This window comes from Saccharopolyspora sp. SCSIO 74807 (assembly GCF_037023755.1).
Taxonomy (GTDB): domain Bacteria; phylum Actinomycetota; class Actinomycetes; order Mycobacteriales; family Pseudonocardiaceae; genus Saccharopolyspora_C; species Saccharopolyspora_C galaxeae.
On the sequence record NZ_CP146100.1, the window covers coordinates 1,886,337 to 1,911,474 of the forward strand.

The 25,138-nt window shown below is 70.8% G+C and carries 28 protein-coding genes; 22 read left to right on the forward strand and 6 right to left on the reverse strand.

What is annotated here, in order from left to right:
• The first annotated feature begins 53 nt into the window (after positions 1-53).
• Positions 54-464: a DUF3151 domain-containing protein gene (locus V1457_RS08425; protein WP_338602158.1), complete on the forward strand. Its 411-nt coding sequence runs from the start codon at positions 54-56 to the stop codon at positions 462-464.
• 62 nt (positions 465-526) lie between these two features.
• Positions 527-1,627 (forward strand): FUSC family protein, encoded by a 1,101-nt coding sequence (locus tag V1457_RS08430; RefSeq protein ID WP_307849902.1) that lies wholly within the window; start codon positions 527-529, stop codon positions 1,625-1,627.
• Positions 1,628-1,669: 42 nt separating this feature from the next.
• On the opposite strand, the gene V1457_RS08435 is transcribed toward V1457_RS08430, so the two are convergent.
• Positions 1,670-2,308, reverse strand: a complete 639-nt coding sequence (locus V1457_RS08435; RefSeq protein WP_200068760.1) for an HNH endonuclease family protein — start codon at positions 2,306-2,308, stop codon at positions 1,670-1,672.
• Positions 2,309-2,423: 115 nt separating this feature from the next.
• Entirely contained in the window at positions 2,424-3,155 is a 732-nt protein-coding gene (locus V1457_RS08440; protein ID WP_307849903.1) for a hypothetical protein, read from the reverse strand.
• Between the two features lie 94 nt (positions 3,156-3,249).
• On the opposite strand from V1457_RS08440, the gene V1457_RS08445 reads away from it, so the two are divergent.
• The 11 genes from V1457_RS08445 to V1457_RS08495 all read left to right on the forward strand — a co-directional run bounded on the left by V1457_RS08445 (position 3,250) and on the right by V1457_RS08495 (position 12,713).
• Complete coding sequence (locus V1457_RS08445) at positions 3,250-4,536, forward strand: adenylosuccinate synthase (protein ID WP_200068761.1); 1,287 nt, start codon at positions 3,250-3,252, stop codon at positions 4,534-4,536.
• A 275-nt stretch (positions 4,537-4,811) separates the two neighbouring features.
• The gene (locus V1457_RS08450) at positions 4,812-5,195 is read left to right on the forward strand and encodes a hypothetical protein (protein WP_200068762.1); all 384 of its coding nucleotides are present in this window, start codon (positions 4,812-4,814) and stop codon (positions 5,193-5,195) included.
• A 46-nt stretch (positions 5,196-5,241) separates the two neighbouring features.
• Entirely contained in the window at positions 5,242-5,790 is a 549-nt protein-coding gene (locus V1457_RS08455; protein WP_233626915.1) for a hypothetical protein, read from the forward strand.
• Positions 5,787-6,959, forward strand: a complete 1,173-nt coding sequence (locus tag V1457_RS08460) for an MAB_1171c family putative transporter (RefSeq protein ID WP_200068763.1) — start codon at positions 5,787-5,789, stop codon at positions 6,957-6,959. Before V1457_RS08455 ends, V1457_RS08460 begins: the two co-directional genes overlap by 4 nt.
• Before the next feature lie 9 nt (positions 6,960-6,968).
• Positions 6,969-8,174 (forward strand): amidohydrolase family protein, encoded by a 1,206-nt coding sequence (locus tag V1457_RS08465; RefSeq protein ID WP_338602172.1) that lies wholly within the window; start codon positions 6,969-6,971, stop codon positions 8,172-8,174.
• 109 nt (positions 8,175-8,283) lie between these two features.
• Positions 8,284-8,364 carry a putative leader peptide gene (locus V1457_RS30565; protein WP_367269018.1) on the forward strand — a complete coding sequence of 27 codons (81 nt, stop codon included), beginning with the start codon at positions 8,284-8,286 and terminating at the stop codon, positions 8,362-8,364.
• A gap of 144 nt (positions 8,365-8,508) precedes the next feature.
• Complete coding sequence (locus tag V1457_RS08475) at positions 8,509-9,519, forward strand: ABC transporter substrate-binding protein (RefSeq protein ID WP_338602175.1); 1,011 nt, start codon at positions 8,509-8,511, stop codon at positions 9,517-9,519.
• Between the two features lie 46 nt (positions 9,520-9,565).
• On the forward strand, positions 9,566-10,720 hold the full coding sequence (locus V1457_RS08480) for an LLM class flavin-dependent oxidoreductase (protein WP_338602178.1): 1,155 nt from the start codon (positions 9,566-9,568) through the stop codon (positions 10,718-10,720).
• Positions 10,721-10,889: 169 nt separating this feature from the next.
• Positions 10,890-11,294: a hypothetical protein gene (locus V1457_RS08485; RefSeq protein ID WP_295149401.1), complete on the forward strand. Its 405-nt coding sequence runs from the start codon at positions 10,890-10,892 to the stop codon at positions 11,292-11,294.
• A gap of 122 nt (positions 11,295-11,416) precedes the next feature.
• On the forward strand, positions 11,417-11,902 hold the full coding sequence (locus V1457_RS08490) for a hypothetical protein (RefSeq protein ID WP_338602183.1): 486 nt from the start codon (positions 11,417-11,419) through the stop codon (positions 11,900-11,902).
• Between the two features lie 382 nt (positions 11,903-12,284).
• Positions 12,285-12,713, forward strand: a complete 429-nt coding sequence (locus V1457_RS08495) for a hypothetical protein (protein ID WP_295149409.1) — start codon at positions 12,285-12,287, stop codon at positions 12,711-12,713.
• 57 nt (positions 12,714-12,770) lie between these two features.
• Here V1457_RS08495 and V1457_RS08500 read toward each other — a convergent pair whose 3' ends face one another.
• Positions 12,771-13,874, reverse strand: coding sequence for a glycerophosphodiester phosphodiesterase (locus V1457_RS08500; protein ID WP_338602187.1), 1,104 nt, complete (start codon positions 13,872-13,874; stop codon positions 12,771-12,773).
• 432 nt (positions 13,875-14,306) lie between these two features.
• Between V1457_RS08500 and purD the strand changes: the two genes are divergently transcribed.
• A complete protein-coding gene (gene purD, locus V1457_RS08505) occupies positions 14,307-15,560 on the forward strand; it encodes a phosphoribosylamine--glycine ligase (protein ID WP_338602190.1) in 1,254 nt (417 codons plus the stop codon).
• 70 nt (positions 15,561-15,630) lie between these two features.
• Here purD and V1457_RS08510 read toward each other — a convergent pair whose 3' ends face one another.
• Positions 15,631-15,846, reverse strand: a complete 216-nt coding sequence (locus V1457_RS08510; RefSeq protein ID WP_295139057.1) for a hypothetical protein — start codon at positions 15,844-15,846, stop codon at positions 15,631-15,633.
• A gap of 114 nt (positions 15,847-15,960) precedes the next feature.
• On the opposite strand from V1457_RS08510, the gene V1457_RS08515 reads away from it, so the two are divergent.
• The 6 genes from V1457_RS08515 to V1457_RS08540 all read left to right on the forward strand — a co-directional run bounded on the left by V1457_RS08515 (position 15,961) and on the right by V1457_RS08540 (position 19,856).
• Positions 15,961-16,821, forward strand: coding sequence for a helix-turn-helix transcriptional regulator (locus tag V1457_RS08515; RefSeq protein ID WP_338602196.1), 861 nt, complete (start codon positions 15,961-15,963; stop codon positions 16,819-16,821).
• A 2-nt stretch (positions 16,822-16,823) separates the two neighbouring features.
• Complete coding sequence (locus V1457_RS08520) at positions 16,824-17,030, forward strand: DUF397 domain-containing protein (RefSeq protein ID WP_295139063.1); 207 nt, start codon at positions 16,824-16,826, stop codon at positions 17,028-17,030.
• A 132-nt stretch (positions 17,031-17,162) separates the two neighbouring features.
• Positions 17,163-17,921: a DddA-like double-stranded DNA deaminase toxin gene (locus tag V1457_RS08525; RefSeq protein ID WP_338602200.1), complete on the forward strand. Its 759-nt coding sequence runs from the start codon at positions 17,163-17,165 to the stop codon at positions 17,919-17,921.
• A complete protein-coding gene (locus V1457_RS08530; RefSeq protein ID WP_338602203.1) occupies positions 17,918-18,352 on the forward strand; it encodes an Imm1 family immunity protein in 435 nt (144 codons plus the stop codon). The genes V1457_RS08525 and V1457_RS08530 overlap by 4 nt, the downstream gene beginning before the upstream one ends.
• Positions 18,353-18,379: 27 nt before the next feature.
• Entirely contained in the window at positions 18,380-19,555 is a 1,176-nt protein-coding gene (locus V1457_RS08535; protein WP_295139072.1) for a pyridoxal phosphate-dependent aminotransferase, read from the forward strand.
• A 100-nt stretch (positions 19,556-19,655) separates the two neighbouring features.
• Positions 19,656-19,856 carry a hypothetical protein gene (locus tag V1457_RS08540; RefSeq protein WP_338602208.1) on the forward strand — a complete coding sequence of 67 codons (201 nt, stop codon included), beginning with the start codon at positions 19,656-19,658 and terminating at the stop codon, positions 19,854-19,856.
• Between the two features lie 48 nt (positions 19,857-19,904).
• On the opposite strand, the gene V1457_RS08545 is transcribed toward V1457_RS08540, so the two are convergent.
• On the reverse strand, positions 19,905-21,227 hold the full coding sequence (locus V1457_RS08545; RefSeq protein ID WP_338602211.1) for an MFS transporter: 1,323 nt from the start codon (positions 21,225-21,227) through the stop codon (positions 19,905-19,907).
• Between the two features lie 368 nt (positions 21,228-21,595).
• Complete coding sequence (locus V1457_RS08550) at positions 21,596-22,267, reverse strand: TetR/AcrR family transcriptional regulator (protein WP_338602214.1); 672 nt, start codon at positions 22,265-22,267, stop codon at positions 21,596-21,598.
• 118 nt (positions 22,268-22,385) lie between these two features.
• Between V1457_RS08550 and V1457_RS08555 the strand changes: the two genes are divergently transcribed.
• Together V1457_RS08555 and V1457_RS08560 are read left to right on the forward strand one after the other, a co-directional pair.
• Positions 22,386-23,291, forward strand: a complete 906-nt coding sequence (locus V1457_RS08555) for a shikimate dehydrogenase (RefSeq protein WP_307849905.1) — start codon at positions 22,386-22,388, stop codon at positions 23,289-23,291.
• Entirely contained in the window at positions 23,272-25,137 is a 1,866-nt protein-coding gene (locus tag V1457_RS08560; RefSeq protein WP_200068778.1) for a bifunctional sugar phosphate isomerase/epimerase/4-hydroxyphenylpyruvate dioxygenase family protein, read from the forward strand. Before V1457_RS08555 ends, V1457_RS08560 begins: the two co-directional genes overlap by 20 nt.
• Position 25,138 lies beyond the last annotated feature (1 nt).

Below are 25,138 nucleotides of genomic sequence, written 5' to 3' on the forward strand. Positions count from 1 at the left end.
CGCCCCGGCCGAGGCTGGGGCGGCGTTCGTGCGCCGGGTGACAGGATGGCGCCATGACGAACCTGTTGGAACCGCCGGAAACGCTGCTGCCGGAGAACTCTCAGGCGCAGTCCGCGCTGGACGCCGGGAACGACCCGGCCCAGGTCGCCGCCGAGCACCCCACGTGCAGCGCCGCGTGGGCGCAGCTCGGGGAGGCCGCGCTGGAGCGGGGCGAAGTGATCGCCGCCTACGCCTACGCCCGCACCGGCTACCACCGCGGGCTGGACGCGCTGCGCAAGTCCGGCTGGAAGGGCTTCGGCCCGGTGCCGTGGCGGCACCGCCCCAACCAGGGCGTGCTGCGCGCGGTCGCGGTGCTGGCCAAAGCGGCGGGTTCGATCGGCGAGCAGGACGAGTACGACCGCTGCAGGCAACTCCTCCTCGACAGCGACCCGGCCTCGCTCGACGCGACCGGTCTGTCCGAGTAACCGCCGATCCGGCGCGCCCTGATCACTTCAGGTCGGCTTTCGGGTGACGGAGAATCTCGCCCGTGCATCGACTTCGCCAGGAACTGATCCGCCGGCTGCGCCGCCTGCTGCGCACCGGCACTCCGATCGTGCAGTGCGCGGTCGCGGCCGGGCTCGCCTGGTGGCTGGCCAAGCACGTGGCGGGGCATCCGCAGCCGTTCTTCGCGCCGATCGCCGCGGTGATCTCGCTGGGGGTGTCGCTGGGCCAGCGGATGCGGCGGTCGCTGGAGCTGGTGGTCGGAGTCAGCATCGGCATCGGCGTCGGCGATGTGCTGATCTCGCAGATCGGCACCGGGCCGTGGCAGATCGCGCTGGTCGTCGCGCTGGCGATGAGCACGGCGGTGCTCACCGACAGCGGCGGCGTCATCGTGATGCAGGCGGCCTCGTCGTCGGTGCTGGTGGCGACGTTGCTGCCGCCGCTGAGCGCGGGCGGGTGGACCCGGATGATCGACGCCGCGATCGGCGGCATGGTCGGTTTCGTCGTCGCCGTGCTGCTGCCCGCGAACCCGCTCGCGGTGGCGCACCGCAACGGGCGGCTGGTGCTGGGCGCGCTGGCCGACGGGTTGCGCGGCGTCGCGGGCGCGGTCGCGCGCCGGGACCCGGACCTGGCTTCGGACACGCTGGCGGGGGCGCGCAAGAGCCAGAAGCTGGTCGACGAGTTCCGCACCGCGCTCACGGCAGGCGGCGAGATCGCCAAGTTCGCGCCGATCCGCTGGCGGCGCCGCGGCGACCTGGAGCGCTACGAGTCGGCGGCCACGCCGATCGACCGGGCGCTGCGCAACACGCGCGTGCTCGCGCGGCGCGCACTGGCCGCGCTGCGCGATGGCGAGCCCGTTCCGCACCCGCTGCCGGGCCTGCTGGAGGAGCTGGCGGGTTCGGTCGTGCTGCTGCGCGATGAGCTGGCCAGCGGGGTGGAACCGTTGCAGGCGCGGGAGACCGCGCGTTCGGTCGCCCGCGCGTCATCGGTGGAACTGCTGGGCGAGGGCGACTTCTCGATGCAGGTCGTGGTGTTGCAGGTGCGATCCATCGCGGTGGACCTGTTGCAGGCCAGCGGGCTCACCCGCACCGAAGCGATCTCGGCGCTGCCGCCGCTGCACCCCCGCCGCGAGGGCGAGCACAGCTGAGCCGGCGGCGGCGTCCACTGCGGAACGCCGCCGCCGGGATGCTCAGCAGGTGCCGAGCGCCTGTTCCAGCGCGCCCTTCTCCGCCTCGGTGACGGTCAGCTCGTACTTGTGCTTCGAGCCGATCCACATCGACGCGTAGGTGCAGTGGTAGCCGGCCTCCGGCGGCAGCCACTGGTCCGGGGGCTGGTCGCTCTTCTCCTGGTTGACGTTGTCGGTGACCGCGATCAGCTGCGGGCTCTCCAGGTCGTTGGCGAACGCCTGGCGCTGCTCCTGGGACCACTGCGCGGCACCGGAGCGCCAGGCCGCGGCCAGCGGCACCACGTGGTCGATGTCCAAATCGGACGGTTTGGTCCAGGATCCGCCGTCGTACGGGCTGTTCCAGGTGCCCGAGGTCGGGTAGCAGTCCGAGCCGACCTCGACGTTCTCGCCGTCCCGCTTGAGCACCGCCTCGCGGGTGCTGCAGCCGTCGGAACCCTCGTTCCAGTGCGGGAACTTGTCGCGGTCGTAGCCGTCCAGCGAACCTTCCGGGGCGACGACGAGTTCGCCGAGTTCGGCCTGCGCGGTCGCCGGGTCGGGGATGCCCGGCGGCTCGGCGCCCGCCGGTGTCGCCAGGCCCAGCGTCAGCACGCCGGCCAGCGGGAGCGCGGTCAGCGCCGCGCGCAGGGATTGCTTCGTGGTCATCGAGTCCTCCGCAAGGCTGCTCGGCGGTGTCGATCCTGACCTTCACGGAGCGAAGTGGCCGTGGCAATGCCGCAAAGTGACTATGGAGTGACTTGGCGTGAAAGCGCCACGATGTTCACCTTTTGCCGGTCGGCGCCGCCCGCAGCGCGAGCTGCAGATCTTCGGTGTGCCGGTACCAGACCCACTTGCCGACCGGCCGCGGATGTTCGGCGCCGTCGCGGTGCACGGTCGTGTCCCGGAAGCCCGCCTGCACCGCGCGTGCCTTGGTGGTTTCGCGGCGTTGCCGCAGCAGCCCGCGCCGCACGGTCGTCACCAGCAGCCCGTCCGCGGCGGGTTCGAGCATGGCCGACATCGGGTCGGAGGTCGGTTCCGCCAGCGGCTCGGCGGCCGGGTCGGGTGAGACCTCCAGGCGCACCGCCGGACCGTTGAGCACCCGCTGGTCGTCGCAGTAGACCTGTCCGGTGATCGGGGCGATCAGCCCGGAGGCGATCAGCAGTCCGCCGGAGTCGTCCCGCACCAGCGGCACCGGACGAGCCGCTCCGTGCAGCGCCACCTGCACCGCATCCGGTCCCACGGGCAGGCCCCAGAGCCTCGTCGCCGGCGACTTCCGCACCGGCACGTAACCCACGGCCAGGTCGGCGATCCGGTTCTTGCGCAGCAACCGCAGCACGACCGCCGCCAGGTCGGCGTCCGAGCCGCGCACCACGACCCGTCCCGGACCGTCCGGCAGCAGCGGATCGACATCGGCCCGGCCGGGCATCTCGGGCACCTGCTGCCACTGCACGCCGTCACCGGCCGATTGCGTGGCGTGCCCGGCGTTTCCGCAGCACAGTGCAGTCGTACTCACGTTCCGCTCCTGGTTTATCCTGATCGACCGGCATCGGTGCCGCGTCGAGGCGGGGACCGCCCGGTACGCACCCACAGTCAGGTTGGAGTTTCACATGCCGGCGATCGTGCTGATCGGAGCCCAGTGGGGCGACGAAGGCAAGGGCAAGGCGACCGACCTGCTCGGCGAGCAGGCGCAGTGGGTCGTCCGGTACCAGGGCGGCAACAACGCCGGGCACACCGTGGTGCTGCCGGACGGTCAGGACTACGCGCTGCACCTGATCCCCTCGGGCATCCTCACCCCGGGCGTGACGAACGTGATCGGCAACGGGGTCGTGGTGGACCCGGGCGTGCTGCTCGACGAGCTCGAAGGGCTGGAGCAGCGCGGCGTGGACACCTCGCGGCTGCTGCTGTCCGCCGACGCGCACATGATCATGCCGTACCACGTGGCGATCGACCGCGTCACCGAGCGCTACCTGGGCAAGAAGCAGATCGGCACCACCGGCCGCGGCATCGGCCCGGCCTACCAGGACAAGGTCGCCCGCGTCGGAGTGCGCGTGCAGGACCTGCTGGACGAGAAGATCCTGCGGCAGAAGGTCGAGGCCGCGCTGGAGTTCAAGAACCAGCTGCTGGTCAAGGTCTACAACCGGCGCGCGCTGGACCCGGACGAGGTCGTGAACACGGTGCTGGAGCAGTCCGAGCGCTTCGCAGGCCGGATCGCGGACACCAAGCTGCTGGTCAACCAGGCGATCAACCGCGGCGAGACGGTGCTGCTGGAGGGTTCGCAGGGCACGCTGCTGGACGTGGACCACGGCACCTACCCGTTCGTGACCTCGTCGAACCCGACCTCGGGCGGGGCCTGCGCCGGTTCCGGCATCGGCCCGACGAAGATCACCGCGGTGATCGGGATCCTGAAGTCCTACACCACCCGCGTCGGCGCGGGTCCGTTCCCGACCGAGCTCACCGACGACGCCGGCGAGAACCTGCGCAAGCAGGGCGGCGAGTTCGGCGTCACCACCGGCCGCTCGCGGCGCACCGGCTGGTTCGACTCGGTGATCGCGCGCTACGCGACGCGGGTCAACGGGATCACCGACTACTTCCTGACCAAGCTCGACGTGCTCTCCGGGCTGGAGACGATCCCGGTGTGCGTGGCCTACGACGTGGACGGGCAGCGGGTCACCGAGATGCCGATGACGCAGACCGGGGTGCACCACGCGGTGCCGGTCTACGAGGAGATGCCGGGCTGGTGGGAGGACATCAGCCACGCGCGGACCTTCGAGGACCTGCCGGTGAACGCGCAGAACTACGTGCTGCGGCTGGAAGAGCTCACCGAGGCCCGGATGTCCGCCATCGGCGTCGGTCCCGGCCGCGATCACACGATCGTCCGGCACACCATGGCTTGAGTTCCGCGCGCCGGCTCGGACCGGCGTGCACGCCTCCGCCGCGGTCGCGCGGCGCCCCTCCCGGCGCCCAGCGGTGCGGGCCCCCGGAAACCCCCAGGTCGCTCCGGGGGCCCGCACCGGATCCGGACTCGTTGTGGCGTCCGCAGCGCGTCAGGTATTTTTGACGCGCCTCGGTGTGAACCGTACGTGCGGGCACCTAGCGTGTCAAACATTCAAGACGGTACTGTCGTACATGCTTGACACAAGCTCGGGGGGTACGGATGGGAGGCGTCGTGATGGCTGAGGCGGATGACGCACGCGAGGCGTTCGCCGCGCGGCTGCGCGAGCTGATGGACGCAGGAGTTCAGGACAGCGGCAAACCGTGGACGATCCCCGCGGTGGCCACGGCGCTGACCGAGCGCGGATACCGGATCTCGCGCCAGCACCTGTCCGGTCTGGTGAACAAGCACCACGCGCCCGCGTGGGACCTGGTGCGCGCGCTCGCGGACCTGTTCGGCACCACGACCGACTCGTTCACCGGCCGCGGCGATTCCGGGCGAGGGGTTCCCGACGAGCTCCCGGTCCTGCTCAACCGGGCCGGTGAGCTCCCGGAACCGGAGCGCAAGCAGGTCGCCGACTTCATCCGGTTCCTGCACCAGCAGCGCGGTTCATCCGGCTGAGCAGGGGGCTCGGCACCGGCCCCGGACGAGCGCGAGCGGAGGGACGATGGTCAACGGTTCGCCCAGCGGATGGCGGCGCAGGCGCGAGGAGAGCAGGCTGCGCCGCGAACTGCGCCAGATCATGCGACGCGCCCGGATCGACAGCCCGACCAGCATGACCGAGGTGTGCGAGCGGATCTCGAAGATCTGGGAGGCGCCGATCGTCGCCGCGCCGTTCGACCTCCCGGCGGCAGGCCCGTTCGGGCTCACCGTCCGCTACGCGCCCGATCCGGACGACCCCGGCGCGTTCTACATCCTTTACCAAGCCGTCGCGACCGCGCTGCACCAGGAGCACGTCATCGCCCACGAACTCGGGCACGTGCTGGCGAAGCACCCGCTCAAGACGGTGCGCGACCTCAGCGAGATCGACCCGGACGACAGCGCCGGGGCGCTGCGCCGGACCTCCTACACGACCGGGATCGAGCGGGAGGCCGAGACGATCGCGACGCTGCTGCTCGGCAGCGCGGCTGCCCAATCCGGCGTGGCGCTGCCGTCGGCCAGCGACCGGGCGCGCAGCGTGCAGCGCGCCCTCGGCGATCGGGTCGACTGGCTGTGAAGGTCATCGACTACCTGGAACTCGCGCTGACCGCGTGGTTCGCCTACCGGCTCGTGCGCAGTCCGCAGGACCGCGGGCTGCGCGTGATCGTCATCGCGCTGCTGGCGATGCTGCTGGGCGAAGGGTTCGTGATCGCGGCGCTGCGCGTGCTCAGCGCCGAGCTGATCACGCCGGGGCTCGGCAAGGTCGTGCAGAACTGCTCGCTGGCCGTTGGCTTCTGCGCGGTCATGGTGTTCTTCCTGCTCTCGGCTTCGGGAACGCGGTTCGACAGCGGGCTGCACAAGCAGCGGCTGCCTGCGCGGGTGTGGTGGGAAAGCGCCGTGGTCTTGGTGGTGTGCGCGGTGCTGGCGGTGGCGATGGCCCGCACCCCCGCGCCGTTGCAGGAAGGCGCCTACCCGAGCAGCGGCCGGTTGCAGGACGCCGCGCTCGGGCGGCCCGAGGTGGTCGCGTTCTACCTCGTCGCGGTCGGCTACTTCGCTTACGCCGCCACTTGCTCCGCGGTGTGGGCGGCCCGCTACGGGCGCGAGTCCAGCGTGCGCGCGCGGATCGGACTGTGGATGGCCGCCGCGGGCATGGTGCTGTTCGGCGTCGCCTCGGCGTGCCGCGGCCTCTACGTCGGCTTGCGCGGACTCGGGATGACCGCGCCCGCCCCGGTGACCAACGTTGCGACGGTGCTGATCGACCTCGGCGCGACGTTGTGGATCGCGGGCCTGCTGGCCGTGGGGATCGCGGCCCGCGGCGCGGCGCTGCGGGTGCGGCTGCGCCACCGGCGGGCGTTCCACGCCCTGCGGCCGCTGTGGGAGCCGTTGCACGCGGCGTTCCCGGAGGACGCGCTGGACGACCACGCCAGGCGCGAACCCGGGAGGCTGTGGCGCGACCGGCTCTCCCCCGGCCAGCTGCACCGGGAGTACTGGCGCCGGTCGGTGGAATGCCGGGACGGGCTTTCGAAGCTTTCGCCCTGGCTGCGCGACGTCGGTTACAGCAGCGCGGACCCACCGGGCGAGCAGGCGGCCGCGGTGCGCCGCGCCCTGCGGCTGCGCGAGCGCGGGCACACGCCCTCCTCGGACGCGCCGCTGCTGGTCGCCGCGCCGGCTGCCGCGAACACGACGGTGGACAGCGACGTGGCCGAGCTCGTCCGGCTCGCCCAGGCCATGCCCGAGCAGGAATGAGAGGTTCCGGTGCAGCGACTCATCACCGCAGGTCAAGTGCTGGTAGGCCCGGCCGGGGAACGGATCCCGGACGGAGCGGTGCTCGTCGACGACGACACGATCACCGCGGTCGGCCCGCGCGCCGAGGTCGAAGCGCAAGCCGGTGCCGAAGCCGTGCGGCACAGCGCAGCCACCGTGCTGCCCGGCTTGATCAACGGCCACGTGCACCTGGTTTGGGATGCCGGTTTCGGAATGCTGGACCGGTATCAGGAGGCCGGTGACGAGCAGCTGCTGCTCGGCATCGCCGGTCGCGCGCAGCAGGCCCTCCGCGCCGGGGTCACCACCTTGCGGGACCTGGGGGATCGCGGCGGGCTCGTGCTGCGGGTGCGCGATTCGATCGACCGCGGGGAAATCACCGGTCCGCGCCTGCTCGGTTCCGGCCCGCCGCTCACTCCGCCGAAGGGGCACTGCTGGTTCTTCGGCGGCGAAGTGGACGGCCCGGAGGCGATCCGCGACCGGATCCGCCGCAACGCCGAGCTCGGCGCCGACGTGATCAAGGTGATGTCCAGCGGCGGCCAGATGACCCGGGAATCGGCGCCCACCTGGCAGAACCAGTTCGACGGCGACGAACTGGCGCTGGTGGTCAAAACGGCCGCCGAGTTCGATCTTCCGGTGGCCGCGCACGCGCACGGCACCGACGCGATCGTGGCCGCGGTCGAGGCCGGGGTCGACACCCTGGAGCACTGCTCGTGGCAGGCCACCGGTGGCGAGGGAGCCGACCTGCGCGACGACGTCGCGCGCGAGATCGCCCGCCGCGGCATCACCGTCTGCCACGCCTACCCGCCGGACTGGGCCGGTTTCGCCCGGATCACCGGCGAGGCGGGTGCCCGAGCCGCGGTCGAGCGGGTGCGTTGGATGGACGAGTTCGGCGTGCGGTTCGTGCCCGGCACCGACGGCGGGCTGCCGACCTCGGTGTTCGACAACTACGCGGGCGCGTTGAACTACTACGTCGAGGCGGTCGGCTGGAGCGCGGAACGGGTGCTCGACATGGCCACCACCGGTGCGGCGCAGGCGCTCGGCCTGACCGGGGTCGGTCGGCTCGCTCCCGGGTGCGCGGCGGACGTGCTGGCGCTCGATGGCGATCCGCTGGCGGACTTCGCCGCGCTGCACCGGCAGCGGCTGGTGCTCGCGCGGGGCCGCGCGGTCGCCCCCGACGCGCAACTTCTTTCCGAGTGAACGGACCGTTTGACCAATCTAGCGGGACGAAAGTTCCGTTCACTCCGGCTTGATATCACTGGCTGGGACCACGTTGACGGTCCATCGCGCTGCTGCGAACCTTCCGCGCATGTCCGAGCGCCCCGCCCTCACCGGGCGCCTGCACGTCGACCTCCGGCGCCAAGCCAGCGCGATCTGTCACCGCGGCTGATCCTTCGCGCCGGGATGCGCTGATTCCCGGCGAAGACCGCGTTGAAGGGTCGCCGCTCGGCGGCCGCATGTTCCCGCTCACCGGCCGGTGCCCAGCAGTTCCGCACCGCCGGGAGATGCCGTCGCCGAACGAAAGCGAACGACCTTGCGCCGTCGTGACTTCCTGTCCGCACTCGTACTGACCACCTCCGCGGGCGCGCTCACCGCGTGCGCGAGCACACCGAGCGGAAACGAACCGGTTCCGGTGCCCGACCGGGTCGGACCCGAAGAGCTCCGCAGGGTGCGGCTGCGGGTCGGCGACCAGAAGGGCAATTCGCAGTCCCTGTTGCGCTCGGCGGGCCTGGACCGCGCGCCTTACGCCATCGAGTGGTCCACGTTCACCTCCGGCCCTCCGCTGCTGGAGGCGGTGTCCGCGGACGCCGTCGACGCGGGCGGCGTCGGCAACACCCCGCCGCTGTTCGCCGCGGCCGCGAAGCGCGACGTGAAGGCCATCTCGGTGTCCAGGGGCAACGTGACCAGCGATGCGCTGGTCGTGCGCAAGGACTCCCCGCTGCAGCGGGTCGAGGACCTGCGCGGCAAGAAGATCGCCGTGGCCAGGGGCAGTTCCGCGCACGGCCAGGTCCTGCTGAACCTCCGCAAGATCGGCATGAGCCCGGACGACGTGCAGCTGGTGATCCTGCAACCCGCCGACGCGCTCGGCGCGTTCAACAGCGGCGACGTGGACGCTTGGGCGATCTGGGACCCGTACTTCTCGCAGGTGCGGCTGGAAACCGGCGCGCGGGTGCTCACCGACGGCACCGGCATCGCCAACGGCTACGACTTCCTGATCGCGGGCACCGCGGCGCTCGCCGACCCGGCCCGCAACACCGCGCTGGCCGACTTCGCGGTGCGGCTGGCGAAGGCGCAGGTCTTCTCGGACCGGCACCGGCCGGAACGCGCGCGGGCCTGGGCGCAGGACACCGGACTGCCGATCGAGGTGACGACTCCGGCCACCGAGGCGGGGCCGAACCTGCCGATTCCGCTGGACGCGGAGGTGATCCGGTCCTCGCAGCAACTCGCGGACGCGTTCGTGCAGGCCAAGGAGATCCCGCGCCCGTTCCGGTTCGCCGACTACGTCGACACCCGCTTCCAGCCGCAGCTCGCCGCATTCCACTGAGCCGCCGCTCGTCGACCTGATCTCCGAACGCAGGGAGGACGCCGCCATGAGCATCACGTTGCACTGGTTCCTGCCCACCCACGGCGACGGGCGGTCCATTGTGGACCGTCCGCACGTCACCGCCACCGGTGCGAACACGCCCAGGCAACCGGATGTCGACTACCTGGCGCAGGTCGCGCAGGCCGTCGAGCACCTCGGCTTCACCGGGATGCTCACCCCGACCGGCAGCTGGTGCCAGGACGCGTGGGTCACCACGGCCGCGCTGCTGGGGCGCACCAAGCGCATCAAGTTCCTGGTCGCCTTCCGGCCCGGCTCGCTCACTCCGACGCTCGCGGCGCAGATGGCGACGACGTACCAGCGGGTCTCCGGCGGCAGGCTGCTGCTGAACATCGTCACCGGCGGCGAGTCCGTGGAGCAGCGCCGCTACGGGGACTGGCTGGACCACGACAAGCGCTACGAGCGCACCGACGAGTTCCTGGCCGCGATGCGCGCGATCTGGTCCGGCGAGCCCGCGGACTTCGACGGCGAGCACTTCCAACTGCGCGGCGCCACGGCGTTCGACGTGCCCGATCCGCAGCCGCCGCTGTACTTCGGCGGCTCCTCCGATGCCGCGCTGCCGATCGCGGCCCGGCGCGCCGACGTGCACCTGACCTGGGGCGAACCGCCCGCGAAGGTGGGCGAGCGGATCGCGCGGCTGCGCGAGCTGGCCGCCGCCGAGGGCCGCACGCTGCGGTTCGGGCTGCGCGCGCACACGATCACCCGCGACACCTCGGCGGATGCCTGGGCCACCGCGCAACGGTTCCTGGAGCAGATGGATCCGGCCGAGGTCGCGGCCTCGCAGGCGAAGTTCGCCAGGACCGAGTCCACCGCGCAGCGCCGGATGGCCGAGCTGCACGGCGGGGTGCTGCACGGCGACGCGCGGAAGCTGGAGGTGCATCCGGGCCTGTGGTCCGGCGTCGGGCTGCTGCGCGGCGGTGCCGGGACCGCGCTGGTCGGGAGCCACGAGGAGGTCGCGGACCTGATGGCCGAGTACCACGCGGTCGGCGTCGAGGAGTTCGTGTTCTCCGGCTACCCGCACCTGGAGGAGGCGTACTGGTTCGGCGAGGGCGTGCGGCCGGTGCTCGCCCGCCGCGGCCTGCTCAACGAGGTGGCGGCTGCGCCGGCCGGGCCGCTCGCCGGTGCTCCGGCTCCGGCCTCCTGACTCGTCCGCCGCGAATCGGCGCGGCGGAGCCGGACGGGCGAATTCCCCGCAGGCACCGGAAGTTCGGCGCCGGTGTGTCCGCGACCACTTGTGCGGGGTATCCCTCGTGATTCTGCGCCGGCGTGGAACGCCGGTGCCCTGCACAGGGATTCACCGCCAAGATGACAGCATGGAGATCAACAACACCGGCCGCTCGGCCACCCCGCGATCGCGCCCGCGCCGCTCCGCATTGGGACTGCTGGGCGCGAGCCTGGCGATGAGCGCGCTCGCGTTCACCGCCACCACCGGCGTCGCCAACGCCGCGGCGGACAAGGACCTGGTCGTTTGCAACAAGGGATCGGGTTTCGACGTGAAGGTCTTCGTCCCCGGCGGGAACGCCAGCGACTTCGTCGGGCCGGGCAAGTGCAGCGCCGCCATCAAGGCCGCGGCCGGCGACGACTACAAGTTCACCTTCCGCAAGGACGACGGTCAGCAGAAGGACGGCGACGGGTTCCAGGTCTACGAGGAGGGCACCCGGGTGGACATCACCGGTAGCTACGAGCACTACGACCGCACCCCCTGGCGGATCCACTGATCCGCGCCCCCGCTTCTTGATCCGGGCGATCCCGGTGGGCGGTTCGGGGAGATTCCGGACGAGCGGGTCGTCCGCCGCGGAATAGCGTCTGCTCCGGGCGCAAGAGCGTGGAGGGGGCGGTGATGAAGCGGAACTACGGACTGGACGGCGCACGGCCGAGGGCGGTGCGCTGGTCGATATCGCTGTGGGTGTGCGCGGTTGCGGCGGGCGTCGGCGAGACCCTGGTGCAGGTCGCCCGCGCCGCGCTCGGAGCGCTGCCACCGGACGGGCTCGCGGTGCAGGTTCTGATGCGAGTGCTCGTCTACACCGCGGTGCTGTTGCTGGTCCTTCGGTTGCGCCGCGGTGAGCGGGCGGTGCGGCTCGCCGTGGCGGTACTGGTCGGCGGCGTCGGCACGTTGAGCATGATCGGGCAACCGATCTTCGCCGTTGCGCAGGGCGTCGCCTGGTCGGACGCGTGGCTGGACGGTTCGGGAGCGTGGGCTTGGACGTTCGCGGCGCTGCGGGCGGTGCACGTCGTCGCCGTGCTCGGCGGTCTGGTCCTGCTGTTCGTGCCTGCGTCGAACGGGTTCTTCCGCCCGCGCGTGACCGGGGTCAGGGCTACCGGCTGATCGCCCTGGCCCGTCGGGCCGCTGGTCGGGCTCGGCCCGCGGCGCGCTCCTCGCGCGCCTGCACGGTCAGGTCCGGGAAGTCGCTGAAGATCCCGTCGACGAGGAATTCGTGTTCGCTGGCGCACCCGGCGGAGGCGTACTGGTTCGAGAGCGCGTGTGCGCATGGTGCCGGCCCGCCGCGGACTGCTGGCCGGCCCCGTACAGCTCGGCCCGGACCCGATTCCGGCTTCGTGCGGGATCTCCCTGAAACCGGAAATGTCGAACACCCGAAAAGGTCGACGGAAAGCACCGGGGGAATTCCCTGAAACGGCGTCCGCCGGTGCGCCGGCCGGGTACGTCGTCGCGCTCGTGATGCGATGCTCGGGGCATGCGAGAAGATGTTGTGAATTCGACGAATGCGCAGTCCCGCCCGCGTCGCCGCGCGTCCGTGCTCGGCTTGATGGGCGCGAGTCTGGCGTTGAGCGCGCTGGCGTTCACCGGCATGGCCGGTGTTGCGAGCGCGGGCGAGAACAACGAGCTCACCGTCTGCAACGAAGGCTCCGGCTACGATGCCAAGGCGGTCACGAACGACGGTGCGCACGCGACCGACTTCGCCAAGCCGGGCGAGTGCAAGACGACCACCGCTCCCGGCTACGCGGGCTACCACATCACGTTCTCCAAGGACGGCAAGACCGAGGACTACGGCGGCGACTTCCTCGCGGTCTACGACGGAGTCCAAGGAACCGGCGTCGTGAACCAGATCAAGAACGATTACGCCAACAAGGAAGTCGTGCCTTACTCGTCCGCGAAGTGGCACAACTGGAAGGGCTGATCGCCGAATCAGCGTCGAATCGGACACGTCGAGGAAATTCGCTCGGATGTGCCCGGATCAGTTGATTCCATCGCGCGCCTGCACGGCCAGGTCCGGGAAGTCGCTGAAGATCCCGTCGATGCCCTGGTCCAGCAGCAGGCCGAAGTAGCCGAACACGTCGCCGTGCTGCGCCGGGTCGGCCGAGGAGCGCAGGTCCGCGGGCAGGAAGTCGTTCTCCGCACGCACCGTGTAGGGCACGACTTCGAGCCCCGCGGCGTGCGCGTCGGCGGTGACCGTCGTCGGCTTCGTGAGGTGGTCGTTCTCGTCGACCGGCAGCAGGACCTTGGTGTCCGGGCCGAGCACGTCGGCGTACTCGGCGATCTGCCGCAGCCCGCCGGGTTCGACCATGTCCGCGTAGGTGCGCGGGTCGCCGGCCTCGATGAAGTCCTGCGGCGCGCCGCTGTCGCTGATCAGCTGCACGAGGTCGACGCGCAACGAGCGATCCAGCTCGCGCAGGTTGCCGACCTCGAAGGACTGCACCACCACCCTCGCGTCCGGCCGGTTCAGCCCGTTGTCGTCGAGCGCGCGCACCACGCCCGGCTCCAGCGGCAGCCCGATGCGGCGGAAGTGGCTGGGGTGCTTGGTCTCCGGCGCCACCCCGATGTCCCGGTGCAGTTCCTTGGACAGCCGCTTCGACAGGTCGATGACCTCTTGGAACGTCGGGACCTGGAACTGGCCGTCGTAGGCCGTGTTGTTCGGGCGCAGCTGCGGGATGCGTTCCTTGGCGCGCAGCGTCTTGAGCTCGGCGAGGGTGAAGTCCTCGGTGAACCAGCCGGTCAGCTCGACGCCGTCGATGACCTTCGTGGTCTTGCGGTCGGCGAACTCGGGGCGGTCGGCGACGTCGGTGGTGCCGCTGATCTCGTTCTCGTGCCGCGAGACCAGCACGCCGTCCTTGGTGCTGACCAGGTCCGGTTCGATGTAGTCGGCGCCCATCCGCGCGGCCAGCTCGTAGGCGGCCAGCGTGTGCTCGGGGCGGTAGCCGGACGCGCCGCGGTGGCCGAAGACCTCGGCCTCGCCGGTGCCGGGACCGCCGGCGGGCTCAGCGCTAGCCGGGATCGTGAGCGTGGCCAACGCGGCCGCGCTGATCACCGCGACGGCAACGGCACGTGTCCGGATCTGCATCAGACCTCCAATGGTTCGGGCACGGTGACCTTCGCCGCCACGAGCGACGATCCGGGCACCGATGCCCGACGTCGCGCCGACCGCCAGGTGAAGGGACGGCGACACGGCCGCCCGGAAGGTTCGCACGCGCCCCGCCTCCCTGCGCCCACACCACCCCGAACGCCGCCTCGGCGAACCCGAGCGGAGTGCAGGTCCCGTCATCGGCCCAGCGGGGCGAACGGCCCCATCACTCGACTCAGCCCAGCCCGATCGGTCGGCGTCGGCGCGTGTCGGACGCCGCGCACCCGCGGCTCTTCACCGGACGCATACCCAGCGCGCGCAGCGGGCGAGTCGGCAGGCAGGTGACCGAGCGGGAGACACCGGGTGTCGCGAGGGCCACCGGCCGCCGGGGTCCTGAACCGCCCGGCCGCGGCAGGTTCTACGCTTCCGGACGTGCGAATCCTCGTGATCGGCGCGGGCGGCCGGGAGCACGCGATCGTGCTCGCGCTGTCCCGCGACCCGTCGGTGACCGCCCTGGCCTGCGCCCCCGGCAACGCCGGCATCGCCGCGCTGGCCGAGTCCTACCCCGTCGACGTCGCCGACCCGGCGTCGGTGACCGAGCTGGCCACCGGCTGGGGCGCGGACCTGGTCGTGTTCGGCCCGGAAACCCCGCTGGTCGCCGGTGCCGCCGATGCGGTACGCGCCGCGGGCATCGCCTGCTTCGGCCCGTCCAAGCAGGCCGCCCGCATCGAAGGTTCCAAGGCGTTCGCCAAGGACGTCATGGACGCGGCAGGCGTGCCGACCGCGCACAGCGAGACCGTGGACAACCCGGCCAAGCTCGACGCCGCGCTGTCCCGCTTCGGCCCGACCTGGGTGGTCAAGGACGACGGGCTGGCCGGCGGCAAGGGCGTGCTGGTCACCTCCGATTTCGACGCCGCCCGCGCGCACGCGATCACGCTGCTCGACGACGGGCACCCGGTGCTGCTGGAGTCGTTCCTGGACGGTCCGGAAGCCTCGCTGTTCTGCCTGGTCGACGGCACCACCGTGGTGCCGCTGCTGCCCGCGCAGGACTTCAAGCGGGTCGGCGACCAGGACGCCGGGCCGAACACCGGCGGGATGGGCGCCTACGCGCCGCTGCCGTGGGCGCCGCCGGAACTGGCCGCGGACGTGGTCCGCACGGTCGTGCAGCCGGTGGTCGACGAGCTGGCCGAGCGCGGCACGCCGTTCTCCGGGCTGCTCTACGCCGGGCTCGCGCTCACTTCGGCCGGACCACAGGTCATCGAGTTCAACTGCCGCTTCGGCGACCCGGAGACGCAGGCCGTGCTCGCGCTGCTGCACACCCCGCTCGCAGGGCTGCTGGACGCGGTCGCCCGCGGTGAGCTGGCCGAGCAGCCGCCGCTGGAGTGGGAACCGGGCACGGCCGTGACGGTCGTGCTCGCCGCCGAGGGCTACCCCGGCAGGCCGCGCCTGGACGACGTGCTCACCGGCGGCGACGCCATCGGCGTGCTGCACTCCGGCACGCGGCGGCGCGAGGACGGCGCGGTGCTCTCCGCCGGTGGCCGGGTGCTGTCGGTTGTGGCGACCGGCGAGGACCTGGAGTCGGCCCGCACCGAGGTGTACCGGCGGGTCGCCGAGGTCCACCTGCCCGGCTCCCACCACCGCACCGACATCGCCCTGCGCGCCGCCCGCGGCGAGATCACCGCTTAGCAGCTTCTCCAGCAGTGAACGGACCGCTCGCCCGATCCATTGGGACCAGCGGTCCGTTCGCTCGGCGAGATCAGTCGGGGGTGGCGGCGAACCGGGCCAGTGCGTGCGAGCCGGCTTCGACGATGCGGGCGAGCGCTTCCCGGCCGAGCAGCAGGATGAACTCGTCCCTGCCGAAGAACAGCGTGACGACTTCGTTCAGCTCGTCCACCTCCTGCCGCACCGCCACGTCCGCCGCCATGTCCACAAAGGACTCCACGGACACCTTCGATGAGTCGTAGAGGGCCATGAGTCTCCCGGTTGCTATAGATCCGATGTCGGACTTGAAGATTATTGGTCAGATATCGGACTTGGGTATCCCGTGATCGGATGACGACGTGCTGTCCCGCGAGGAGGTCGGCTGATGGGCCGAGTTCGACAGACTCTGGAACGTCGACAACTGGGCATTGCGCTGCGGCGACTGCGCGTCGACTCCGGCCGGACCCGACAAGAGGCCGCTGACCGCCTCGGCAAGGTCCGCTCCCGCATCGCCGAACTGGAAGACGGCAAGAGCACGATCGCTCCGACCGATCTTGCGGCGCTGCTCGATTACTACGAGGTCGGCAGCGACGAACGTTCCACCGTGCTCGCCCTTGCTGCGGAAGCACGGAAGCGTCAGCCGAAGCGGCCTTATACCGATGTGCTGCCGCGCTCGTTCCAGCGCTTCGCGGACATGGAAGCCAGCGCGCTGCGGGTACGCAGTTACGAGGCATCGATCGTTCCTGGCCTGCTCCAATCGCGGGATTACGTGCGCGCGGTCATGTCGGATGGTGACGGTGTCTGGTGGACGGCATCGGCCGATGAGGTCGAGCAGCGAACCGCGGCCCGGCTGGAACGGCAAGCCCGGTTCCTGGAATCTTCGGAGGCGAGGGAGATGCACTTCATCGTCACGGAAGAAGCGCTGCGGGCAGTGGTCGGTTCGGTCAAGATCCGGAACGGGCAGCTCGCACATCTCGCCGGTCTCGTCCGGGAACGCCCGCAGCTGCAACTTCAGGTGCTTCCCGCTGGTTCCGGCAACCCGGCCCGAGGTGGCGGCTTCACGCTGTTCGACTTCGGCGACCGAGGCGTTCCGGTCGGCTTCTGCTCGGCGACCTTCGGTCCGTCGATGTACTTCGACGGAGAGTCTGACGTGGAGCTGCTGCATCGGGCCTTTCAAAGGCTTACCGGTTCGTCGCTGAACACGGCGGAATCCCTCGCGCTGATCGAAGGCATTTCGGAGGAATGAGCATGTCCCAGGTGCGATACCGCGGTTGGTTCAAGAGCAGCTACAGCGCTGCCGCGAGCGACAACTGCGTGGAAGTCCGGTTATCCGCTGATCACGTAGGCGTGCGTGACTCGAAGGACCGCTCCGGCCCGCCGCTCGTGGTTCCGGTAGCGGCGTGGAATTCGTTCCTCACCGCGGCGAAGTCCGGATACCTCGACGACCCGGTCTGATCCGCTGTTCGCCGGAAAGTGCGCGGACCAGCAGTACGAAGCTCGCCGAGCGGCTGCGAGCGGACAGGATGTCAGGGGGCACCGGCATGATCGGTGACCTGATCCGTGTTCCGCCCGGTCGAAGGGGCGCCGATGGCCTCCGCCATGGAACAACTCGCCCAGGGGATCGCGACAGCGATCCGCAAGATCGGTGAAGCCGCCGATCACCTCACCCAAGCGATCAGCCACTCCGACGACGCCAACGAACACCTCGGGACAGCGCTGCAGGGCGCCGCTGCCGACGACGCGGTTGCCGCAGCACACCAACAGCGGGCCGTGCCGCAGCAACTTGCGGCGCAACGCGAACAGATGCGGCTCGCGGCGACACTGATCGACGCCTACCGGCAGAACATCGGTTTGCCCGCAGTTGAACCAACACCGAATCCCACGCCAGCCACGCCGCGAACCGGTGCGGTTGCTCGGCCCACCTCGTCAGCAGCGAGGCGATCTGAGCTACCACGTCCACCCCGCCCCGGTAAGACACATGGCCGGTGGATCACCGGCGACGGTGAGGCGGTGCTGCTGGAAAGCGGCAAGGGCGGCGAATACTACGAGGCGACGCGGCAGCTCGCGGTCGAACACGGGCTCATCCGAGGTAACGTCAGCGCCGAACCGGCGATTGCTCGCCACGTCGAAACGCAGTTCGTCGCTCGGATGCTCGATCAGGGCATCACTGAGGCCGAGATCGAGATCAACCGCCCGGTCTGCGGTACGACACCGAAAGACCAGCAGTGGCCGAATACCTGCCACCAGTGGTTATCAAGGTTCCTACCGGAAGGATGGAAACTGACAGTGCAGGACGGATCGAGCCCGGCGGGCAACACCTACATCGGGCGGAAGGCGGAGGAATGAGCATCACCGCAGGTTGGGCCGTGATCGGTCTCGACGGCTCGTACCAAGGTCTGAACAACACGCTGGAGACCCCGGAGGACATCGCCGGGTTCGCAGAACAGCTCGCCGACCCACAAGCGGACTCGGCCCGGTTGGTGCACAACGGCCGACCCTTGTGGGATGCCGAAACGAACTTTCCCGATCACGACGTGTTCGCCGCCGTCGTCGACGGGTTCGGCTACCTCAGCTACCAAGACGCCACCCGCGGCAAGGCGTACCCGGTGGGCGACTCGGCGTCGGAGGGTTGCGAGTTCGACGACGACGATTTCCCGCCCGGGTCGGGCCTACCCCTGGGGACCTTCACCGCTGTCGTCACCGAGTTCTTGCGCACCGCCGAGCGGCCGACCGCAGTCAGCTGGCGGGCGTTCGCCCCGGAAGCGCCGCAGGAATGACGTACCCCATCTGGCACGCTCCCGTGCATGGTTGAGCAGCCCGGCGCACTCGCTGTAGCCAAACGCGCGAACATCCCGCCGTTCCAGGTCATGGAGGTGCTGACGGCCGCTGCCGCGCGCCAGCGCACCCGCGGTGACGTCGTTTCCCTCGCTGCGGGACAGCCCTCCGCGCCTGCACCCAAGGCGGTGCGCGAAGCGGCAACAGAGGCCCTGCACCGCTACCCGCTCGGCTACACCGAACAGCTCGGCTTGCCCGAACTGCGCGAAGCGATCGCAGCTCATTACGAGCGAACCTACGGGGTTGCCGTCCGGCGGGACGAGGTCGCGGTGACCACTGGGGCTTCGGGCGGCTTCCTCCTCGCCTTCCTCGCGGCCTTCGACGCAGGCGACCGGGTGGCACTGGCACGCCCCGGCTACCCGGCCTACCGGAACATCCTGTCCGCGCTGGGATGCGAGGTCGTGGAGCTGCCGTGCGACGCCTCTACTCGGTTTCAGCCCACGGTGGAGATGCTGGAGGAGTTGGATGAGCCGGTGAAGGGCCTGGTACTCGCCAGCCCGGCCAACCCCACGGGCACGGTGCTCCGGGCTGACCAGCTCGCAGGGCTCGTGTCCTGGTGTGACCGGCACGGGGTGCAGCTCATCAGCGACGAGATCTACCACGGCATCACCTTCGGCGAGCCTGCGCACACTGCGCGGGAGTACTCGGCCGAACCGGTGATTATGCAATCGTTCTCGAAGTTCTGGTGCATGACGGGCTGGCGGCTCGGCTGGATGCTGGTGCCGCCGCGGCTGCTGCGCGCGGTGGACTCGCTGACCGGGAACTTCAACCTCTGCCCACCGGCGATGTCGCAGCACGGCGCGGTCGCCGCGTTCACCCCGAGCGCCTACGACGAAGTCGCCGAGCACGTCCGGCGGTACGAGACGAACCGGGAACTGCTGCTGTCCGGACTCTCCGAGCTGGGCATCGACAAGGTCGCGCCCGCCGACGGTGCGTTCTACGCCTACGCCGACATCGGGCACCTCACCGACGACTCGGCGGATTGGTGCCACCGGCTGCTGGAGGACACCGGGGTGGCGGTCGTTCCCGGCGTCGACTTCGACCCGGAGCGGGGGCGGCGCTTCGTGCGGATGTCGTTCGCCGGCGCCACCGAGGAGATGGCCGAAGCGCTCGCGCGGCTGGCTTCCTGGCTGCGGCAACCCTGATTTTTCCCGGAGGTCCGGCAAATCGGGGCCCGCGGCCCGGCGCGGCGCGGCTACGGTGGAAGCAGCGTTGCCGGGCCTGTGGAACCGGGGTGGGGCGAAGATGTGGTGGAAGGTTGTCGGCGGCCTGTTGCTGCTGTGGCTGGTCCTCAGCGTGGCCGGGGCCGTGATCGGATTCGTGGTCAAGGGCGTGTTCTGGCTCGCCGTGATCGGCGGAGTGCTGTTCGTCGCGACGGCGGCCGTCGGCTACGCCCGTGACAAGAACAAGCTCGGCTCGAACGGCAAGAAGCTCGACGCCAAGTAGTCGCGCGGACCGCTGCGGCCGGGCCGGACGGGCCCGGCCGCAGTCGGCTCATGCGGGCACGGGATTTTCGACGGGACGCGTGCCCAGGTCCGCGGTGCGCACGCGGTGCGTCTCGCGCCCGGTGGCCACCGCGATGATGTTGAGCAGGCACAGGCCCGCGGTGAACGCGGAAACCGCGATCCAGCCGTCGTGGCCGGGACCGATCGCCTCGGCGATGGTCGGTGAGAACCCGGCGATGGCGAAGCCGATCTGGGTGCCGATGGCCATCCCGGACAGCCGCACCTTCGGCGGGAACATCTCGGCGTAGAAGGCGGGCCACACCCCGTTCGGGGCGCTGTAGGCGACGCCGAACAGCAGGATGCCGCTGGCGAAGATCAGCGTGTAGTCGCCGGTGGAGATCGACCCGAGGTAGCCGAACATCAGCACCGCGCAGGCCGCCGTCCCGCCGATGAACACCGGTTTGCGCCCGACCCGGTCGGACAACAGCGCGCACAGCGGGATCGCCGCCAGAGCCACGACGTTCGCGAGCACGCCCACCCACAGCATGGGTGTGCGTTGCAGGCCGACGGTGTTCACCGCGTAGCTCAGCGCGTGCACGGTGAACATGGTGCTCACCGTGGCGACCGCGGAGGCCACCACGACTCGCAGCACGTCGCCCCAGTGTTCGCGCAGCAGCACGACGAGCGGGAGCTTCGAGTGATCGGTCTCCCGCTCGAACACCGGCGTCTCGTCCAGCGAGCGGCGGATCAGCAGCCCGGCGACGACCACGATCGCGCTGAGCCAGAACGGCACGCGCCAGCCCCAGCTCATCAACTGTTCCTGCGGCAGCGCGGCGACCGGCAGGAACGCCGCGGTACCCAGGATCTGCCCGGCTTGGGTGCCGCTGAGCGTGAAGCTCGTGTAGTAGCCGCGGCGGTGCTCCGGGGAGTGCTCGAGGGTCATCGAGTTCGCCCCCGCCTGTTCCCCCGCCGCGGAGAAGCCCTGCAGCAGCCGCAGCGTCACCAGCAGGATCGGCGCGGCCACCCCGATCTGGTCGTAGCTGGGCAGGCAGCCGATGCCGACCGTGGCCAAGCCCATCAGCAGCACCGTCATGACCAGCACGCGCTTTCGGCCGAACCGGTCGCCGACGTGCCCGAGCACGAGCGCGCCGACCGGGCGGGCGACGTAGCCGACGCCGAACGACGCCAGCGCCAGCAGCGTGCCGGTGGCCGGTGAGGCGTCCGGGAAGAAGATGTCGTTGAACACCAGGGCCGCGGCGGTGCCGTAGATGAAGAAGTCGTAGTACTCCAGCGCGCTGCCGATCCAGGCGGCGATCGCGGCGGTCCGTGGGGTGCCGGGGGCGGAATCCCCGGGCTTGCGAGGCTCGGTCACCGAGGCTCCTGACATCCGTGCTCCATTGCTAAGTGCCTGTTCCTCGTCTGGTTTTGCGTAGCTGGTTGCGTGGCGGAACCTCAGACGTCTGCTCGCTGCGGGATCTCCTCCTGAAGTAGCGCCCTACTAGGCGTCGGAGCTGTCCTCGCGAGCAGACGCCTGAGAACCCGCGGCGGTGCCGGTTGCTCAGGTGGTCGCCGGCAAGCGGCTTCGCCGCTTCAACAAGAACACTGAACGCGACCAGACAGGTTGCAGAACAGGCAGTCAGAACAATGCGAAGCAGTTATGTACCATCTAGTTAGTCCGCTACCTTGCGACCACATCTCCGCCCTGTCAAGGTTTCGCCGTGCTGCGGCCCGGCCGCCCGCTCACGCCGCGCCGAGGTAGCGGACCACGAGATCGCCGACCATCCGCCGGTACTGCTCGCGGCGCTGCGGCGCCAGCATGTCGCGGCCGAAGATCGCTCGGAACGTGTGCCGGTTCGCGGTGCGGAACACGCAGAACGAGCTGATCACCATGTGCACGTCCAGCGCGTCCGCGTCCGAGCGGAACCGGCCCTCGGCCCGGCCGCGCTCCAGGATGCCGGTGAGCACTTCCAGCGCGGGCGTGGCCAGCCCGGGCAGCTCGGCGGATTTCGCCAGGTGCGCGCCGTGGTCGATGTTCTCGATGGTGACCAGCCGGATGAACGCCGGATGCGACTCGTGGTGGTCGAAGGTCAGCTCGGCGAGGCTGCGGATCGCCTGCACCGGGTCCAGGTGCTCGACGTCGAGCTCGCGCTCGATGCTGCGGATCACCGCGTAGGCGCGTTCCAGCACGGCGACGTAGAGCTGCTCCTTGCCGCCGAAGTAGTAGTAGATCATCCGCTTGGTGGTGCGGGTGCGCGCCGCGATCTCGTCGACCCGGGCGCCCGCGTAGCCCTTGTCCGCGAACTCCTCGGTGGCGAGGTCCAAGATCTCCTCGCGGGTGCGCGCGGCGTCCCGCTGCCGGGGCGGCGAATTCTCCGCGGCAGCCGGGCCATCGGCGGGTGCGGACGATGCCAACGAGGACTCCCTGGTCGCCGGGTCGGGGAGTCCACCCTAATCCGCCGGGCTTTCCCGGCGGGCTGCTGGCGCCCTAGTATGTACTAGCTAGTTCGTTCATAACTTTCCCGACCGGGAGGTGGAACCCATCGACGGCCACGACGGCGACGAGGGCGTGCTGACCGGGCTGATCGGCGCCGGCATCGGCCCATCGCTGAGCCCCGCGATGCACCAGCGGGAGGCCGCCGAACTCGGGCTCGGCTGCCTGTACCGCAGGATCGACCTGGACCTGCTCGGACTGCCCCCGCAGGCCGCGGGCGAGTTGCTGCGCGCCGCGCGGCTGACGGGTTTCACCGGCCTCAACATCACCCACCCCTGCAAGCAGGTGGTGATCGAGCACTTGGACGAGCTGTCCGCGGACGCCGCTGCGCTCGGCGCGGTGAACACCGTCGTGTTCAGCGCGGGCAGGGCCGTCGGGCACAACACCGACTGGTCCGGGTTCGCCCGCAGCCTCAGCCGCGGGCTGCCGGACGTCGCGCTGGACCGGGTCGTGCTGCTGGGTGCCGGAGGCGCCGGGGCCGCCGTCGCGCACGGGCTGCTCACGGTCGGAACCGGAACGGTGCACGTGCTCGACCTCGAGCGGCACCGGGCCGACGAACTCGCCGCCGCGCTGCGCGAACGGTTCGGCGCGGACCGCGCGGAGTCCGGCGGTGCGCCGGTGCGGGCGCTGCGCGCTGCGGACGGTTTCGTGCACGCCACCCCGGTCGGGATGGCCGCGCATCCCGGCCTGCCGGTGCCGGAAGAAGCGCTGCGCCCGGACCTGTGGGTGGCCGACGTCGTCTACCGGCCGCTGCGCACCGAGCTCGTGCGCACCGCGCGGGCGCGGGGATGCCGGGTGCTGGACGGCGGCGGCATGGCGGTGTTCCAAGCCGCCGACGCGTTCCGGCTGTTCACCGGGCACGAACCGGACGCGGACCGCATGTTGGACCACTTCGAGGCCCTGGTGGCCGGTACTGGAGGTTCCGATGTCCACGCCGCCCGCTGACCGCGACCGCTCGATCGCCACGGTCTGCCTGTCCGGCCCGCTGGAGGACAAGCTCACCGCTGCGGCGGCCGCGGGCTTCGACGGCGTGGAGATCTTCGAGAACGACCTGATCGCCGCGGCCTGCTCGCCCGCGCAGGTCCGCGCGCAGTGCGCCGACCTCGGCCTGTCGATCGACCTGTACCAGCCGTTCCGGGATTTCGAGTCGGTGCCGCGCGACGTGCTGCGGGCCAACCTGCGCCGCGCCGAGCGCAAGTTCGACCTGATGGCCCAGCTGGGTGCGGACACCGTGCTGGTCTGCTCATCGACCTCGCCGGGTGCGGTGGACGACGACGACCTCGCCGCCGAGCAGCTGCGCGAGCTGGCCGAGCTCGCCGCCGGTCGCGGCATCCGGGTCTGCTACGAGGCGCTGGCCTGGGGCCGGTTCGTGAACACCTACGAGCACGCCTGGCGGATCGTGCGCCGGGCCGATCACCCGTCGCTGGGGGTCTGCCTGGACAGCTTCCACATCCTGTCCCGCGGCAGCGACCTCACCCCGATCCGCACCATCCCGGCGGAGAAGCTGTTCTTCCTGCAACTGGCCGACGCGCCGAGGCTGAACATGGACCTGCTGCAGTGGAGCAGGCACCACCGGCTGTTCCCCGGGCAGGGCGAGTTCGACCTGGCCGGATTCGTGCGCACGATGCTGGCGGCCGGCTACGCGGGGCCGTTGTCGCTGGAGGTCTTCAACGACGTGTTCCGGCAGTCCGATCCGGGGCCCGCGGCGGTGGACGCGATGCGGTCGTTGCGGGCGTTGGAGGAGTCGGTCGACGGGCCGCTGTCCGGTTCCGCGCCCCGGCCAGATCCGGCGCTGCCTGCGCCGCCCGCGCTGTCCGGGACCGCATTCGTGGAGCTCGGCGCGGACGACGCCGGTGCCCAGCGGCTCAGCGGCACCTTGTCCGCACTCGGTTTCCGGCACACCGGCACGCACCGCTCCAAGCCGGTGCGGCTGTGGACCCAGGGCGACGCCCGGGTGCTGGTCAACACGGGACCGGAGCACGACGGCGGGCAACTCGCCGCGCTCGGAGTGCACAGCGACGCGCCGACCGATTCGGTGCGCCGGTCGGAAGGACTGCTGGCGCCGGTGCTGCCGCGCACGGCCAGGCCGGACGAGGCCGACCTGTCCTCGGTCGCGGCACCCGACGGCACCGCGCTGTTCTTCTGCCGCACCGGCGCGTCCGAGGAAGCCGGGTGGCTCGGCGACTTCGAGCCGACCGGCACGCCGGTGACCAGCGCAGGGATCACCGGGATCGACCACGTGACGATGACCCAGCCGTTCGACCACTACGACGAGGCGATCCTGTTCTACCGGTCGGTGCTCGGCCTGCACCCGATGCCGCCGGTGGAGTTCGCGGCGCCGTTCGGGCTGGTGCGCAGCCGGATGGTGGTGGACCGCGAAGAGTCGGTGCGGATCGCGCTGGACTCCGCGGTGCTGCGCCGCGGGCCGTGGGCGCCCGCTGTGCGACACCCGCAATACGTGGCGCTGCGCAGCGAAGACGTTTTCGCGACGGCGCGCGCGGTGCGGGACGCGGGTGCCTCGGTGGTGCAGATCCCGGACAACTACTACGACGACCTGGACGCCCGGCTGGAGCCGCGGGCGGAGCTGCTGGCCGAGCTGCGCGCGAACTCGGTGCTCTACGACCGCGACGCCGCGGGCGAATACCTGCACTTCTCGGTGGCCGTGCCGGGTGCGCGGGTGTTCTTCGAGGTGGTGCAGCGCATCGGCGGCTACCGGGGGCGTGGGGAGAGCAACGCGCCGGTCCGGATGGCCGCGCACCGGCGCGAGCGCCTGGAGCGTGGTTCCGCGTGAC